This window comes from Hydrogenophaga sp. IBVHS2 (assembly GCF_002127215.1).
GTDB lineage: Bacteria > Pseudomonadota > Gammaproteobacteria > Burkholderiales > Burkholderiaceae_C > Hydrogenophaga.
In genome coordinates, this window is record NZ_NFUT01000005.1 from 66,723 (window position 1) to 82,606 (window position 15,884).

A 15,884-nucleotide genomic window follows, 5' to 3' on the forward strand; every position below is an offset into this window, starting at 1 on the left:
GCAGCCCCATGCCGCGACCGCCCCGCATCGACGTGGTGCGGCTGTGGACCCAGCGCCACGCCCACCACGACCTGCACCTGGCCGAGGACGGCCAGGGCCGCATCTGGCTGCGCCTGCGCGACCTGCGCCACTGGATGACCGGCCTGCCGCCGGATGCCGAGATGCTGCGCCGCCTGCCGGCGCAGCTGGCCCTGGCCGACGCCAGCCGTGAACCCTACATCGACACCGACGCGCTGGCGCTGCTGACCCGCAAGGTGCAGAACCCGGCCACCCTCAAGCTGCTGGCCTGGCTGGAGGCCAACGTGCTGCATCCTTCGCGGCGCCGCTCGGCAGCGGCGCCGCCAGCGCCGCGTGCGGTGCTGCCGCCGTGGTGGGCCGCCGGCATCGATCCGCGCTGGTGGTTCATCGCCCAGGGACGCTGGTCGCCGTGGCGTACCGCCTTCACCGGGCTGCTGATCGGCCTGGCGGGGCTGCTGGTGTCCCGGATGCTGGCCCTGCAGACCTGGGTGGTGGAAGGCAGCTATGGGCTGTGGCTGTGGCTGGCGGCCCTGACCGGGCTGTGGTGCACCGTCTGGTGCGGGGCCTGGGTGATCGGCAGCGTGCGCAGCGCCAGCCGCCATGCCGAGGCCGGCGATGGCCGCACCGCCTGGACGCCGCTGCTGCTGGGCCTGGGCGGTGCGCCGGTGCTGGCACTGGCGGCGGTGCTGGGTCTGGGCGGGCTGCTGCAGGCCGGGTGGTCCGCCGTGCGGGGCGAGGGCGCGGCATCGATCACGCCACTGACCGACGCCGACGGGCAGGTGCGGGCCCTGCGCATCAGCGGCACCCTGGGCATGGGCAGCACCCAGGCGCTGCGCGCTGCGCTGGCGGCCCACCCGCAGGTGCAGCGGCTGGAGATCCACAGCCCCGGCGGCCTGGTGACCGAGGGCCACGGCATGGCGCAGCTGGCGCTGCAGCGTGCACTCAACACCGAGGCGCGGGTGGCCTGCGAGGCGGCCTGCACCCTGGTGTTCGTGGCCGGCGACAAACGCCTGCTCGCGCGCGAGGCCAGCCTGGGCTTCGGCGGCCTGATGCCCTCGCTGGCCCCGGTGGTGGCCGACTTCTACCGCCAGCGCGGCGTGCCGGAAGACTTTGTGCAGCAGGCGCTGGGCCGGCGCAGCTGGCAGCCGGTGGCCACCCCGGCCAGCACGGCGGTGGCGGCCGGCCTGGCGCAGGCCGCGCCCTGAGCCCCTCGACGGCCGGGGCCTCCGCATCGGTTACAACCGCCGGATGTCTGCTTCCCTGATCGGCGTCATCGACTTCGAGACCACCGGCATTTCCAGCGCCGGTGGCGACCGGGCCACCGAGGTGGCCATCGTGCTGACCGAGCGCGGGCGGGTGGTCGACCGCTTCCAGAGCCTCATGAACGGCGGGGTGCCGGTCAACAGCTTCGTCACGCAGCTCACCGGCATCACCAACGCCATGGTGCGTGCCGCGCCGCCGGCGGCCGAGGTGATGCGCGAGGCCGCCCGCTTCGTGGGCGACGCCCCGCTGGTGGCGCACAACGCCGGGTTCGATCAGCGGTTCTGGCGCAGCGAACTGGCCCATGCCGGCGTGCCGGCGCCGCATCCGTTCGCCTGCACCGTGCTGCTGTCGCGCCGGCTCTACCCCGAGGCCCCGGCCCACAAGCTGGGCGTGCTGGCCGACTGGCTGGGCCTGCCGCGCAGCGGGCGTGCCCACCGGGCCCTGGCCGATGCCGAGGTGACGGCCGAGCTGCTGGCCCGGCTGCGCCACGACCTGATGCAGCGCCACCGCCTGCCCGAACCCGACCATGCCCTGCTGCAGACCCTGCAGCGCTGTCAGAAAGCCCAGCTGCCGCGTGTGCTGCAATCGCTGGCCACGGCCGACACCTGAAGCCGGTCGCACACCCCGAATCCCGAACGCCCCGAGCCCACCATGTCCCCGACACCCAACCCCGGCACCCACGACACCACCCGCATCGACGACCTGCGCATCCGCGCCGTGCGACCCCTGATCACCCCGGCCCTGCTGGAAGAAAGCCTGCCGGTCACCGACGCGGTGCAGGCCACGGTGGAAGCCAGCCGGCAGGCGATTGCCCGGGTGCTGCACGGGCAGGACGACCGGCTGATCGTGGTGGTGGGACCGTGCTCCATCCACGACCACGACCAGGCCATGGAATACGCCCGCCGGCTGCAGGCCGAGGTGCCGCGCCTGCAGGACGCGCTCATCCCGGTGATGCGGGTGTATTTCGAGAAGCCGCGCACCACGGTCGGCTGGAAGGGCTACATCAACGACCCGCACCTCGACGGCAGCTTCGCCATCAACGAGGGCCTGCGCATGGCGCGCCAGCTGCTGCTCGACGTGGTGTCGCTGGGCCTGCCGGTGGGCACCGAGTTCCTGGACCTGCTGAGCCCGCAGTTCACCAGCGACCTGGTGAGCTGGGCCGCCATCGGCGCACGCACCACCGAAAGCCAGAGCCACCGCCAGCTCGCCAGCGGCCTGAGCTGCCCGGTGGGTTTCAAGAACGGGACCGACGGCGGGGTGAAGGTGGCGGCCGACGCGCTGCTGGCCGCGCGGGCCGAGCACGCCTTCATGGGCATGACCAAGATGGGCCAGGCGGCCATCTTCGAGACCCGGGGCAATCAGGACACGCATGTGATCCTGCGCGGCGGATCGAAACCGAACTACGGCGCGTCCGACGTGGAGGCCGCCTGCGCCCTGCTGCGCAGCAACGGCCTGCGCGAGCAGGTGATGATCGATGTGTCGCATGCCAACAGCAGCAAGCAGCATGCGCGGCAGGTGCTGGTGGCCGGCGAGGTGGCCGACCAGATCGCCGGCGGTGATCGGCGAATCACGGGTGTGATGATCGAGAGCCACCTGCACGAGGGCCGGCAGGACATCGTGGCCGGCCAGCCGCTGCGCCACGGCGTGAGCGTGACCGACGCCTGCATCGCGTGGGAGCAGACGGTGCCGGTGCTCGAGAGGCTGGCGCAGGCGGTGCGCCAGCGCCGGGGGCGCTGAAGGCTCAGCGCCGGCAGGGCATCAGCGCGGCTTGCGCGGCGCCATCGGGGCGCGGCCTTCGATGTGGCGGAAGTTGATGCGGCCCTTGGTCAGGTCGTAGGGCGAGAGTTCCAGCGAGACCCGGTCACCCGCCAGGATGCGGATGTGGTTCTTCTTCATCTTGCCCGCCGAATAGGCGATCAGCTGGTGACCGTTGTCCAGCGTGACGCGAAAGCGGGTGTCGGGCAGCACCTCGTTGACGATGCCCATCATGTCGATCAGTTCTTCCTTGGCCATGGTGTGGCTCCTTTCGATCGTGGTTCTTCAATACGGCAGGGTCTGGCGCAGGCCGGCGGCCTGCACCCAGTCCCGGCCCTGCTCGATGGCATAGCGCTCGGCGGCGTCCGGCGTCGGGAATGCGGTGTCGAACCGCACCAGGCGCCCGGTGGACGCGCTGCCGCGTCCGCTGGCAATGCTCAGCAGCGCCGCAAAGCGGCCGCCGGGCAGGGGGCGGGACGTGCCGGCAATCCGGTAGCGTCCCAGGGTCAGGGGCAGTGCGGTCATCGGCACTGCCAGGGAAAAGTCGTTCATCAGCAAAGGTCTTCCCGGGCGTCGGGGCCGGTCGATGCCGGCCTTCGGAACAGGCCCGTCGGGTTCAGGTGGCAGCCCCAGAGCCGGGGTCCGTCGGACCGGTGCATGACGGAAACGTCGACCGGCCCGGCAGGTGGTGCCACGTGGCCGTGAGAAGACCGTATGGCTCGCCTTGACGGGGCACGACTGCGGGGCAGGGACCGGCGTGGCGCCGGTGCGGCCTGCGGCGCCGATGCACGGGGGCACGGGCGCGGTGGCCGAGAGTCGTTCAAGGCAAGCGGCTAATGTAACACGCCGGGCATCACCGGCGGTGATGCGGGCGCGACGCCCCACCCACCCGTTCAGGAGCGCTCCGGCAGTTCGATCTTGACCTCCAGCACGTCCAGGTTGTCCTGGCGCTCCAGCTGGACCTTGATGTCGTCCGGGTTGATCTTGATGTACTTGCCGATCACCGCCACCAGTTCGCGCTGCAGCGCAGGCAGGTAGTCGGGCTCGGCGGCACTGCGGCCGCTGCGCTCGTGCGCCAGGATGATCTGCAGCCGCTCCTTGGCCACACTGGCGGTCTTCTTCTTCTCGCCCAACAGGAAGGACAGGAACGACATGGGTCATTTCCCTCCGAACAGGCGCTTGAAGAACCCGACCTTTTCGGCCTCGACGAAGCGCAGCGGCTTGTCCTGGCCCAGGAAGCGGTCGATCACGTCGCCATAGGCCTCGGCCACGTCGGTGCCCTTGAGGTGGATGGCCGGCGTGCCCTGGTTGGACGCGGTCAGCACGTTCTCGCTCTCGGGAATGACACCGATCAGGCGGATGCGCAGGATGTCCTGGATGTCCTCCAGGCTGAGCATCTGGCCTTCGGCCACCCGGCCAGGGTTGTAGCGGGTGATCAGCAGGTGTTCCTTGATGGGGTCCTTGCCTTCGATGGCGCGCTGGGTCTTGCTGCCCAGCATGCCCAGGATGCGGTCGGAATCGCGCACGCTGGAGACCTCGGGGTTGGTCACCACCAGCGCCTCGTCGGCGTAGTGCATGGCCATCAGCGCACCGGTCTCGATGCCGGCCGGCGAATCGCACACGATGTACTCGAAGCCCATGGCGGCCAGGTCATCGAGCACCTTCTTGACGCCGTCCTGGGTGAGGGCGTCCTTGTCGCGGGTCTGGCTGGCGGCCAGGATGAACAGGTTGTCGCACTGCTTGTCCTTGATCAGGGCCTGGTTCAGGTTGGCCTCGCCATGGATCACGTTGATCAGGTCGTAGACCACGCGGCGTTCACAGCCCATGATCAGGTCGAGGTTGCGCAGGCCGACATCGAAGTCGATGACGGCGGTCTTGTGGCCGCGCAGGGCCAGGCCGGAGGCGAAGCTGGCGCTGGTCGTGGTCTTGCCCACGCCGCCTTTGCCGGAAGTGACGACAACGATCTTGGTCATGCGGAAATGTCCTCAGGGGGTCGGTGGATCAGTGGAAGGGGGGGGGGTCAGGCGGACAGGGGTTCGATCACCAGCCGGTCGCCATCGGGGCCGGCATCGAGCCGGATCTGGGCCGGGCGGTTGTGGATGGTCTCGGGCAACGGCACTTCACTGGTGCGGTAAATGCCTGCGATGGAGATGAGTTCGGGTGCCATGGCCAGCGCAAAGATGCGGGCGTCGCCCATGCCCCGGGCTCCGGCAATCGCCTTGCCACGCAGCGGCGCGTACACATGGATGTGGCCGTCGGCGATGACCTCGGCCCCGGGATTGACCATGGCCATGACCACCAGATCGCGGCCGCGGGCATAGACCTGCTGGCCCGAACGCAGCGGCCGGTCGATCACCAGGGCACCCGGCGGCACGGGCGCCGGCTCCGCGGCCGGCGCTGCAACCGGGGCCTGTGCGGTGGACGCCGCGGCGGCGGGGGCCTGGCTGCGGGCCATCACCGCGTCCGGTGCCGCCACCAGGCCGGCGGCCAGGGCCTGGGCCATCTGGGCCTCGCTGCCGCCGCGCACCGCCAGCGGACGCAGCTGGTGCCGCTCCAGCAGGGGCAGCAGCGTGCCGAAGTCCAGGGCCGCCTCCGGCGCGACCGCCTGCAGGGGCTGCAAATCGATCAGGGTGTTCTCGCCCTCGAAGAAACCGGGCATGTCGCCATAGCGCTGGTCCAGTTCGGCCGCCAGAAGGGTCAGATCGGGGGATTTGAGCAGCAGGGCCACCAGCGAGAGGTGGGCACTCTTGATCTCGAACGTGGCCGGCGCATGGCCGGCAAGGGCCAGTGACATGAAGGAAATTGAACAGTGTTGAAACCGGCGGGGCCGAAGGGGTCGATCTTAAACGCCGCCTGTGGCGGCACCGGCGCCCGATCTGGCACAAAGCTGTGAATAAGTTTTCAACAAGTATCAGGTTATCCACAACATGTGGATGAATGGGCCGGTTATCCCCAATCGGCGGCGCCGGCAACCGGGTGCTCCCCACAGGGTTGTCGGTGCTGCAACTCCTTGCGGCCCAAGGAAAAAGGGCGCTTGTCCACACGGACAGGCGCCCTCTACTACGACTACGAATTCAAGAAATAAGACTACAGAAGGAATACTACCTTCAACCTTTCGGCCCTTTTTCCGGTGCCGGGTGGCCCGGACCGTGGCCATGCCGGTGGTGCGGCTTCGTGCCGGTGCGCATGAAGCCGGGCACGGTGTCCTGGTCGAAGACGCGCTGCTGGCTGGGGTTGAGCGCCTGGTAGAACGACAGCGTCGCTTCCATGCGCTGCTGCTGGGCGGTCTGGCGCTCGGCCTGCCAGGCTTTCATGCGTTCGATGCGCTGGGGCGTGGTCATGGCGGCGAAATCCGGTCGCTCGCCCTGTGGGCCATCGGCCTGGCGCTGCGGCGGCGTCATGCGGGCCTGGAAGGCGCGCCAGGCCGGTTCCTGTTCGGGTGTGAGCTGCAGGCGGGTCCTGAGCTGCTCCATGCGCTGCTGGTGGCGCTCGGCCATGCGCGCACGGTGCTGCTCCATGCGGGCCTGGCGATCGGCCTGCTGATCGGCCCGGGCCGCTGCCGGTGGCGCCGATGGGGGCTGGGGGGTCTGGGCTGCCGCCATCAGGCTGGTGGTCGCCAGCACGGCGGCCAGGGCGGTGGTGCGCAGGAAGGAAGGGTGGCGGGACATGGCGTTCTCCGTTGAAAGGACAGGAACGCCAGTCTGGTGGCCGGCCATGAAGCGCCCATGGCCGGCGGGTTGCCGCGGCGTAAAGCCGGGCAGGAGGTCGGTCAGGCGACCGCGTAGCCTTCTTCGCGGATGGCGGTCTTGAGTGCATCGGCAGCGGCCGTGCTGTTCACCGCCACACGGCCTTGTGGCCGGTCGATCTGCACCTGCGCCTGGGGATCGACCTGACGGATCGCCTGCTGCACCGCTTTCTCGCAATGGCCGCAGGTCATGCCCTGCACTTGAAACACGTGTTCCATGGGTTGCTCCTGTAAGGTTCCGGTGGCGCCATTGTCCGATGCCGCGGCTTATGCTGGCGCCATGAACGCGTCGACCGACACCCTCACCGCTGCCACGGCCGAAGCCGTCGAGACCTCTTCGCTGGACGTCGGCATCGGCGGCATGACCTGCGCCTCCTGTGTGACCCGGGTGGAAAAAGCCCTCAACCGGCTGCCCGGCGTGAGCGGCGCAGCGGTCAACCTGGCCACCGAATCGGCCCGGGTCACCGTCCAGGGGCTGGATCGCGCCGAAGCGCTGGCCCGCATCAGCCGCGCGGTGCGCGATGCCGGCTACGAGCCGCGCCGTCCCCAGGCCATGGACGATGCACCCCCCACCGGCTGGCTGGGCCTGCCCCGGGACGCCTGGCCGGTGCTGCTGGCGGCCCTGTTGTCGCTGCCGCTGGTGCTGCCCATGGCGGGCGATCTGGCCGGACGGCACTGGATGCTGCCGGCCTGGCTGCAGTTCGTGCTGGCCACGCCGGTGCAGTTCGTGCTGGGCGCGCGTTTCTACCGGGCCGGCTGGCACGCCTTGAAGGCCGGCAGCGGCAACATGGAACTGCTGGTGGCCATCGGCACCACGGCGGGCTGGGCCCTGTCCACCTGGTTGTGGTGGCGCGCCGGTCCGGGCGACATGGTGCACCTGTACTTCGAGGGTTCGGCGGTGGTCATCACCCTGGTGCTGCTGGGCAAGTGGCTGGAGGCCCGGGCCCGCCGCCAGACCACCGAGGCGATCCGTGCGCTGCATGCCCTGCGCCCGGAGGTGGCCCACCTGATGCCCGACGGCGTGAAACGCGAGGCCATGACCGATGTGCCGGTGGACGAGCTGCTGCCCGGGGATGTGATCCGCGTGCTGCCGGGCGAACGTTTTGCGGCCGACGGCACCGTGGTGACCGGCCAGACCCAGGCCGACGAGTCCATGCTCACCGGTGAAGCCATGCCGGTGGCCAAGGCACCCGGCGATGGCGTGACCGGCGGGGCGCTCAATGGCGACGGCGTGGTGGAGGTGCGGGTGCGGGCGGTGGGCGCCCAGAGCGTGCTGGCCCGCATCATCGGTCTGGTGCAGGACGCGCAGGCCGGCAAGGCACCGGTGCAGCGCCTGGTGGACCGGGTGGCAGCGGTGTTCGTGCCGGTGGTGGTGCTGCTGGCCCTCATCACCCTGGGCGGCTGGCTGTGGCAGGGTGCAGCGGTGGAGGAGGCCCTGCTGCATGCGGTGGCGGTGCTGGTCATTGCCTGCCCCTGTGCGCTGGGGCTGGCCACGCCGGCGGCCATCATGGCCGGTACCGGTGTGGCGGCCCGCCACGGCATCCTGATCAAGGATGTGCAGGCGCTCGAGGTGGCGCACCGGGTGGACACCGTGGCCTTCGACAAGACCGGCACCCTGACCCAGGGCCGGCCCAAGCTGCAGCTGATCGAGGCACGCGCCGGGGTGGACGAGCTGTCGGTGCTGCGCGTGGCGGCCTGCCTGCAGGAGCAGAGCGCGCACCCGCTGGCCCAGGCCGTGGTGCGGGCCGCGCGCGATCAGGGCCTGACCTGGCAGCCCGGCGATGCCGAGGCGGTGCAGTCGGTCACCGGCCGCGGTTCTCAGGGCCGGGTGCAGGGCACCGAACTGGCCCTGGGCAGCCTGCGCTGGATGGGCGAGCTGGCGGTGGACCTGGGTCCGCTGGCCGCGGTGGCGGCCGCATCGCAGGCGCAGGGCCATTCGGTGTCGGTGCTGGCCAGCCGTTCGGTGGCGGGCTGGAGCGTGCTGGCGGTGCTGGCTTTCGGTGACGAACCCAAGCCGGGTTCGGCACCGGCCCTGGCCGAACTGCGCCGGCGCGGTCTGCGGCTGTTCATGGTGTCGGGCGACAACCGGGGGGCCGCCGAGTCCATGGCGCGCCGCCTGGGCCTGAACCCGGAGGCGGGCGAGGTGCTGGCCGAGGTGCTGCCCGGCGACAAGGCGGCCATCGTGCAGCGGCTGCGGCAGGACGTTGGCGGGGCCACCCGTGTGGTGGCCATGGTGGGCGATGGCGTGAACGATGCGCCGGCCCTGGCGGCCGCCGACGTGGGCATGGCCATGGGCCACGGCGAGGGCGCCAGTTCGGATGTGGCCATGCATGCGGCCGGCATCACGCTGATGCGGGGCGACCCGCTGCTGGTGGCCGCGGCCCTGGACATCTCGCGCCGCACGGTGAGCAAGATCCGCCAGAACCTGTTCTGGGCCTTTGCGTACAACGTGGCCGGCATACCGCTGGCGGCCCTGGGCTATCTGAGCCCGGTGGTGGCGGGGGCGGCCATGGCGCTGAGTTCGGTCAGCGTCCTGTCCAATGCGCTGCTGCTCAAGCGCTGGAAGCCCCCACAGTCCCCCGATCGGTCGGCCTGATCAGGCCAGCGCGGACAGCAGATCGTCGAACACGTCGAGCAGCCGCTGCACATCGGCCGGCGTGGTGGCGGGCGACACCAGCATCATGCTGTGGAAGGGCGTGAGCAGCACGCCCCGGTTGAGCATGAACAGGTGCGTCAGGGCTTCGAGTTCGGACTGCGCATGGTCGCGCACGTCCTGCGCATCACGGGGGGTGTGGTCCATGAACTGCAGCTCCATGCGGGCGCCCAGCCGGGTCACGGTCCAGGGTCGGCCGGCGCTGCGGATGCGCTGCATCAGGCCGTGCTCCAGCTGCGCGGCCACCGCCAGCATGTGGCGGTAGTGGCCCTCGGTGTGCAGGTGGGTCAGGGCCGCATCGAGCGCGGCCAGCGTCAGCGCATTGCCGGCCAGGGTGGTGCCGATGCCGCTGTGGCCGTCGGGGGCGGCTTCCTTGGCCTGGGTCATGCGGCGGGCCAGTTCGTCGGTGAAGCCATACACCGCACACGGCAGGCCGCCGGCCACCGCCTTGCCCACCACCAGCAGGTCCGGATCAAGCCCGTGCTGCCGGGCATAGCCCCCCAGCGCGGTGGAGACGGTGTGGGTCTCGTCCATCACGAACAGCGTGCCGTGACGGCGGCAGAGCTCGCGCGCTGCCGGCCAGTAACCGTCATGCGGCGGCACCAGGCCGAAGTTGGTGAGCGCCGGTTCGGCCAGCAGCACCGCCACGTCGCCGGGGGCCAGCGCGGCCTCCAGTGCGGCCAGGTCGTTGAACGGCACCACCCGGGTGAACTCGGCATGGTTGTGCACCTGGCCCAGCACCGACGCCCGGGGCAGGGTGCGGCCGGTGGCCGGGTCCATGTCCACCAGCGTGTCGTCCACCGCGCCGTGGTAGCAGCCGTCAAACACCAGCAGCACCGGCCGGCGGGTGACGCCGCGTGCCCAGCGCAGCACGAACCGGTTGGCGTCGCTGGCGCTCAATGCCATCTGCCACTGCGGCAGACCGAAGACCCGTTGCAAGGCCTCACCCACGGCCACGCTACGGGTGGAGGGCAGCATGCAGGTCAGGCCCTGCGCGGCCTGAGCGGCGATGGCCCGGGCCAGCGGCGCCGGGCTGTGACCGAACATGGCACCGGTGTCGCCCAGGCAGAAGTCGGTGTAAGTCAGGCTGTCCGCGCAGGTGAGCGTGACGCCCTGCGCCCGTTCCACCGCCAGGGTGGCCGGGCTGGGCCAGTCGCGCATCCAGTGCAGCGGCACGCCGAACAGGTAGTGCCGGCGCGCGGCGGCGGCCTGGGCCATGGAGGCCGGGTGCCGGCGGATGAAGGTGTCGCGTTCCTGCTGTTGCAGGGACTGCAGGCGCCCGGCGTCGACCGGGCCGCCTGCCGGGGTGTGGGGGGCGGTAGTGCAGGCCATGCCGAAAACTGTAAGACGGCTCGGGCATTGCCAGGCCGTCGGGTCCCCAGTGGTTGGCCCTGTTCCGGCCGAATTGGCCCTGCCCCGCCAGCGGGCGACAATGCGGCGCCATGGACACCCGGGTCACCCTTCCTCCGCCACCACCGCCAGCGGCCGACAGCGAGTCCCTGCTGCCGCTGGCCATGGCCTTGTCGTTGGGCGCGGCGGTGTCGCTGGGCATCACCCGCTTTGCCTATGGCCTGCTGCTGCCGCCCATGCGCGACGACCTGGGCTGGAGCTTCACCCTGGCCGGGGGCATGAACACCGCCAATGCGCTGGGCTACCTGCTCGGTGCGCTGGCCACACCGCTGCTGCTGCGCTTTCTCAGCCCGGCGCGCCTGATGCTGGTCGGCTCGGCGCTGGCCACGCTGTTCATGCTGGCCAGCGGCTTCTTCGTGGATGCGCTGCCCCTTCTGCTGCAGCGCCTCTTGGCCGGGGTGGCCAGTGCCTTCGTCTTCATCACCGGTGGCCTGCTGGCCGCCCGGCTGGGCGCGCGCGATGCCCGCCGCAGCGGCCTGTTGCTGGGGCTGTACTACGGCGGCACCGGGCTGGGCATCGTGGCCTCGGCCCTGCTGGTGCCGCCGGTGCTGCAGGCGGCTTCCGGCGTGCCGCACGGCTGGGCCTGGGCCTGGTGGATGCTGGCCGGTCTGTGCCTGCTGGCCACGGTCGGACTGGTCTGGCCCGCCCGTGTGCTGGGGCGCCATGCACCGCCGCCGGCACCGCCGGCCAGCGGTGCGGTGCCCCGGGTGTTCCGCTGGCGCGACTTCCGGCCGGCGCTGCTGGGTTACGGCTGCTTCGGCATCGGCTACATCGGCTACATGACCTTCGTGATCGCGCTGCTGCGTGAACAGGGCCGCACGCCCCTGACCATCACCGTGTTCTATGCCCTGCTGGGCCTGGCGGTCATGGCGTCTTCGCGGCTGTGGGCCGGCCTGCTGGACCGCCACCGCGACGGCCAGCCGCTGGCCCGCCTGAATGCCCTGCTCGGTCTGGCCTGTGTGCTGCCGGCGTTGACGAGTTCGGTCCCGCTGGCCCTGGTTTCGGGCCTGCTGTTCGGCGGGGTGTTCCTGTCGGTGGTGGCCTCCACCACCGCACTGGTGCGGCACAACCTGCCGCCGGCGCAATGGGCGGCGGGCATCAGTGCCTTCACGACCGTGTTTGCGGCCGGTCAGATCGTGGGGCCGACGGTGGTCGGCTTCATTGCGGACGGTCCGGGCGGTCTGGCGCTGGGCCTGGGTGTGTCGGCCGTGGTGCTGTGGGCGGGCGCGGTGCTGGCGCTGCGCCAGCGCGCGTGGTGAGCGGAGCAGCGGGCATGCGGCGCAAGATCTGGCTGATCGCGGGCGTGTCGGGCCTGTTGCTGGCCGCGGCCGGTGCGGCCGGGTTGTCGCACTGGCTGGGCAGCGACGATTTCCGGTTGCGGGTGCAGGCCCTAGCCAGCGATGCGGTGGGTGCACCGGTGGCCATGCAGCGCATCCACCTGGATTTCCGGCCCTGGCCGGCGGTGGGCATCGATGGCCTGGTGATCGGCCCCGCGGTGGTCGAAAACCCGCGCCAGAAACCCCGACCGGCCCCGGCCCCGGTGACGGTGGGCCGCCTGGCGCTGCAGCCGGATTACGCCGCCTTGCTGGGTGGGCGCTTCCGGCTGGCCATCCTGCATGTGGACGACGCCGTGCTGCCACAAGGCGCGTTGCTGGCCCTGTCGGCCGTGACCCGGCAGCGCGAGGCCACCGACACCCCCGCGCCCGACACCCTGCCCGATGCGGCCCTGCTGCCGCGCGAGGTGCGGCTGCAGCGCCTGAGCTGGATCAGCCTGGAAGGGGTGCGCCACACGGTCGATGCCGATCTGGCGCTCTCCCCGGACGGCTGGCCGCAACAGGCGGGCGTGCAGGTGCTCGAGGGCCCCTACCGCCAGACCCGCCTGGAGCTCGAGCGGCAGGCGGCTGCCGAGGGCGCATCGCATGCCTGGCAGCTCTCGGCCCGGATCGGGGGCGGCACCGTCAGTGGCCCCTTGCGCTGGACACCGGTGCCGATCGAGGCCGGGGCCCCCGCCGACCGGCCGCCGGTGTGGCAGGTGCAGGGCGATCTGGTCACCCGGCAGGTGGAGGTGTCGGCGCTCACCGTGCCCAGCCGCACCCTGAGCGGCCGCCTGCAGGCCACCACCGCGCTCTCGGCGCGGGTCGATCCGGCGGCCGGCACCGAGGCGCTGCTGCGCTCGCTGCGCACCCAGACCCGCTTCCAGATCGACGGTGCGGTGCTGCACGGCGTCGACCTGGCCAGGGCGGTGACCACCGTGGGCCTGTCGCGCGGAGGCGAGACCCCGCTCGACACCCTGGCCGGACAGGTGAACACGCGCGGTGCCGCCATCGAGCTGCAGAACCTGGTGGCCACCTCGGGCGTGCTGGCGGCCACCGGCGACGTGGCCATCTCGCCGGCCCGGGCGCTGTCGGGTCGCGTGCGGGTGGACATGACCCGTGGCGCCGGCAGCGGCACCCTGGGCGTGCCGCTGGCGGTGGGCGGCACGCTGGACGATCCCTCGGTCACGCTGACCCGCTCGGCCCTGCTGGGCGCAGCCATCGGCACCGCCCTCATGCCCGGTGTGGGCACCAGCGCCGGGGCCAACCTGGGCGACCGTCTGGGCGAGGGCATCAAGGGCCTCTTCGGGGGCTCGGGCGAGCGCAGCCCGCAGCGCGCCGAACCCCGCCGCTGAACTGGCCTCCCGGCCCCGGGGAAATTGGACCTTCCGCCCCAAGGGTCCGGGGGTATCTTGCGGGTCCACTCCTTCCACCCGTTTTTCCCTGTTTCACGGACGCCCACCATGGCCATCGGACAGTTCGCCTATGCCAGCAGCACCCAGCGTTTCATGGCCTGCGAGCCGCTGGGGGACCAACCCTTTGCGATCTGCGGCGTGCCGTACGACGGGGTGGTGACCAACCGGCCCGGCGCCCGCTTCGGGCCGCAGGCCATCCGCACCGCCAGCCTGATGCTGTGCGACGCCATCCACCCGCTGTTCAATGTGTCGCCCCTGGCCCACCTGGGCGATGCGCTGGACATGCGCCTGCCCAATGCCTCGCCCCTGCCGGAGGTGCGGCGGCACATCGAGCGCCAGGCCGCCGAACTGATGGCGCGGCACCACTGCATCTTTCTGGGCGGCGACCATTCGGTGACCCTGTCGCTGCTGCGTGCTGCCAAGGCCCGCCATGGCGGCGAGCCGCTGGCCCTGCTGCATTTCGATGCCCATTGCGATACCTGGACCGACCACTTCGGTGAACCCTCGGGCCACGGCACCTGGACCTTTGAAGCGCTGCAGGAAGGGCTGGTCAGTCCGGCCCACACGGTGCAGGTGGGCATCCGTTCCAGCGGCGAGCGGGCCGCGCGCGAATACGTCGCCGACCAGGGCGGACAGATCTTCACCGCCCGGTCCCTGCGCGGCATGGACGGCGCCGGCCTCGGTCCGGTGCTGCATGCCATCCGCCACCGCATCGGGAACCGGCCGGCCTACCTGACGCTGGACATCGACGTGCTGGACCCGGCCTTCGCGCCGGGCACCGGAACGCCCGAGCCCGGCGGTCTGAGCAGTTCGCAGGTGCTGACCTTCATCGAGGAACTGGCCGACCTCAACTGGGTCGGCATGGACTGCGTGGAGGTGGCCCCGGCCTACGACCACGCCGAACTCACCAGCAACGCCGCCGCCGCCCTGGTGTGGACCTACCTGGCCGGGCAGGTGGCCCGCCGGACAGCGGCCTGAGGGGCGGGTCATGTGGCGCGCATCCCTGATCGGGTCGGACACCCAGCTCAACCAGGCCAGCTACTACGAGGCCAGCGTGCAGCGCCCGCCGCCGGGGGAGCCCCTGAGCGGTTCGCTGCAGGCCGACGTGCTGGTGGTGGGTGCGGGTTTTTCGGGTCTGAGTGCCGCGCTGGAGCTGGCGCAGCGCGGCCTGAGCGTGGTGGTGCTGGAAGCCGACCGGGTGGGCAGCGGGGCCAGCGGCCGCAACGGCGGGCAGGCCATCGTGGGTTATGCCAGCGGTCAGGGTCCGTTCGAGCAGCAGCTGGGCCAGGTCGATGCGCAGAGGGCCTGGGACATGTCGCTCGAGGCGATCGACCTGATCGACCGCCGCATCGCCGAGCACGGCATCGACTGCGACCGCCGCCACGGCTACCTGTATGTGGCCGATGCGCCGCGCAAGGCGCGCGCGCTGCGCGAGGAGGCCGACGACCTGCAGGCGCGGGGCGTGGCGGTGGACTGGGCCGAGGGGGACGACGTCGGCCGGCTGATCGGCACCCGGCGTTATGTGGCGGCCTTTCGCGAACAGCGCAGCGGCCATCTGCATCCGCTGAAGTACGCCCTGGGTCTGGCCGAGGCGGCGCGGGCGGCCGGGGTGCGGATCTTCGAGCACTCGCCGGTCACATCGCTGCGGCGCGGACCGGTGCTGCAGGCGCTCACGCCGCAGGGTGCGGTGAATGCACGCTTCGGCGTGCTGGCGGGCAACTGCATGCTGCCGGAGTACGGCCCGGCGGTGGCACCCGACATTGCCCCGCGCATCATGCCGGTGGGCACCTACATCATCGGCACCGGGCCGGTGAATCCCGACCTGGCGGCCTCGCTCATTCCCGGCCAGGCCGCGGTGTGCGACAACAACTTCGTGCTCGACTATTTCCGCTTCAGTGCGGACCACCGCATGCTGTTCGGCGGGCGCGTGAGCTACACCACCATGACGCCGCGCAACCTGCAGGGCCTGATGCGCGATCGCATGGTGCGCATCTTCCCGGCCCTGCGCGATGTGCCGGTGGCCTTCTGCTGGGGCGGGTTCGTGGACATCAGCATGAACCGCGCGCCCGACTTCGGCCGGCTGGGCGACAACCTCTACTACCTGCAGGGCTTCAGCGGCCACGGCGTGGCGCTCACCGGGCTGGCCGGCCAGCTGGTGGCCGAGGCGGTGGCCGGCCAGGCCGGGCGCTTCGATGTGTTCGCGCGGCTGCAGCACCGGCGCTTCCCTGGCGGGCCGCTGCTGCGCACACCCAGCCTGGCGCTGGGCATGCTCTGGCACCGCCTCAAGGACGTGATCTGACGCCCCGCCGCCG

Annotated in this window: 16 protein-coding genes; 8 read left to right on the plus strand and 8 right to left on the minus strand. The window is 71.3% G+C overall.

Annotation, left to right across the window (positions count from 1 at the left end):
- Positions 1–8 precede the first annotated feature (8 nt).
- Genes CAP38_RS12685 through CAP38_RS12695 form a run of 3 tightly spaced genes read left to right on the plus strand, consistent with a single transcriptional unit; the run spans position 9 to position 3,018 of the window.
- Positions 9–1,223, plus strand: a complete 1,215-nt coding sequence (locus CAP38_RS12685) for a hypothetical protein (RefSeq protein ID WP_086121789.1) — start codon at positions 9–11, stop codon at positions 1,221–1,223.
- Between the two features lie 43 nt (positions 1,224–1,266).
- The gene (locus CAP38_RS12690) at positions 1,267–1,890 is read left to right on the plus strand and encodes a PolC-type DNA polymerase III (RefSeq protein ID WP_086121790.1); all 624 of its coding nucleotides are present in this window, start codon (positions 1,267–1,269) and stop codon (positions 1,888–1,890) included.
- Positions 1,891–1,932: 42 nt separating this feature from the next.
- Complete coding sequence (locus CAP38_RS12695; protein WP_086121791.1) at positions 1,933–3,018, plus strand: 3-deoxy-7-phosphoheptulonate synthase; 1,086 nt, start codon at positions 1,933–1,935, stop codon at positions 3,016–3,018.
- 21 nt (positions 3,019–3,039) lie between these two features.
- Here the strand turns inward: CAP38_RS12695 and infA are convergent, their stop codons facing one another.
- The 7 genes from infA to CAP38_RS12730 all read right to left on the minus strand — a co-directional run bounded on the left by infA (position 3,040) and on the right by CAP38_RS12730 (position 7,000).
- Positions 3,040–3,294 (minus strand): translation initiation factor IF-1, encoded by a 255-nt coding sequence (gene infA / locus CAP38_RS12700; protein WP_086121792.1) that lies wholly within the window; start codon positions 3,292–3,294, stop codon positions 3,040–3,042.
- Between the two features lie 27 nt (positions 3,295–3,321).
- Positions 3,322–3,588, minus strand: a complete 267-nt coding sequence (locus CAP38_RS12705) for a hypothetical protein (RefSeq protein ID WP_256924449.1) — start codon at positions 3,586–3,588, stop codon at positions 3,322–3,324.
- A gap of 341 nt (positions 3,589–3,929) precedes the next feature.
- Positions 3,930–4,190, minus strand: a complete 261-nt coding sequence (minE, locus tag CAP38_RS12710) for a cell division topological specificity factor MinE (RefSeq protein ID WP_086121793.1) — start codon at positions 4,188–4,190, stop codon at positions 3,930–3,932.
- A gap of 3 nt (positions 4,191–4,193) precedes the next feature.
- Positions 4,194–5,009: a septum site-determining protein MinD gene (gene minD, locus CAP38_RS12715; protein WP_086121794.1), complete on the minus strand. Its 816-nt coding sequence runs from the start codon at positions 5,007–5,009 to the stop codon at positions 4,194–4,196.
- A 47-nt stretch (positions 5,010–5,056) separates the two neighbouring features.
- A complete protein-coding gene (gene minC / locus CAP38_RS12720; RefSeq protein ID WP_086121795.1) occupies positions 5,057–5,830 on the minus strand; it encodes a septum site-determining protein MinC in 774 nt (257 codons plus the stop codon).
- Positions 5,831–6,143: 313 nt separating this feature from the next.
- Positions 6,144–6,704: a Spy/CpxP family protein refolding chaperone gene (locus CAP38_RS12725; RefSeq protein WP_179188546.1), complete on the minus strand. Its 561-nt coding sequence runs from the start codon at positions 6,702–6,704 to the stop codon at positions 6,144–6,146.
- A 101-nt stretch (positions 6,705–6,805) separates the two neighbouring features.
- The gene (locus CAP38_RS12730; protein WP_086121797.1) at positions 6,806–7,000 is read right to left on the minus strand and encodes a heavy-metal-associated domain-containing protein; all 195 of its coding nucleotides are present in this window, start codon (positions 6,998–7,000) and stop codon (positions 6,806–6,808) included.
- Positions 7,001–7,061: 61 nt separating this feature from the next.
- Between CAP38_RS12730 and CAP38_RS12735 the strand changes: the two genes are divergently transcribed.
- A complete protein-coding gene (locus CAP38_RS12735; protein ID WP_086121798.1) occupies positions 7,062–9,377 on the plus strand; it encodes a cation-translocating P-type ATPase in 2,316 nt (771 codons plus the stop codon).
- On the opposite strand, the gene CAP38_RS12740 is transcribed toward CAP38_RS12735, so the two are convergent.
- Positions 9,378–10,766, minus strand: a complete 1,389-nt coding sequence (locus tag CAP38_RS12740) for a transaminase (protein ID WP_086121799.1) — start codon at positions 10,764–10,766, stop codon at positions 9,378–9,380.
- Positions 10,767–10,876: 110 nt separating this feature from the next.
- Here CAP38_RS12740 and CAP38_RS12745 point away from each other — a divergent pair, with 110 nt between their 5' ends.
- From CAP38_RS12745 to CAP38_RS12760, 4 genes are all read left to right on the plus strand, one after another.
- On the plus strand, positions 10,877–12,103 hold the full coding sequence (locus tag CAP38_RS12745) for a YbfB/YjiJ family MFS transporter (RefSeq protein ID WP_086121800.1): 1,227 nt from the start codon (positions 10,877–10,879) through the stop codon (positions 12,101–12,103).
- Positions 12,104–12,117: 14 nt separating this feature from the next.
- Complete coding sequence (locus CAP38_RS12750; RefSeq protein WP_086121801.1) at positions 12,118–13,512, plus strand: hypothetical protein; 1,395 nt, start codon at positions 12,118–12,120, stop codon at positions 13,510–13,512.
- Positions 13,513–13,620: 108 nt separating this feature from the next.
- Complete coding sequence (gene speB, locus CAP38_RS12755; protein WP_086121802.1) at positions 13,621–14,550, plus strand: agmatinase; 930 nt, start codon at positions 13,621–13,623, stop codon at positions 14,548–14,550.
- A gap of 10 nt (positions 14,551–14,560) precedes the next feature.
- A complete protein-coding gene (locus tag CAP38_RS12760; RefSeq protein WP_086121803.1) occupies positions 14,561–15,871 on the plus strand; it encodes an FAD-binding oxidoreductase in 1,311 nt (436 codons plus the stop codon).
- Positions 15,872–15,884: the final 13 nt, after the last annotated feature.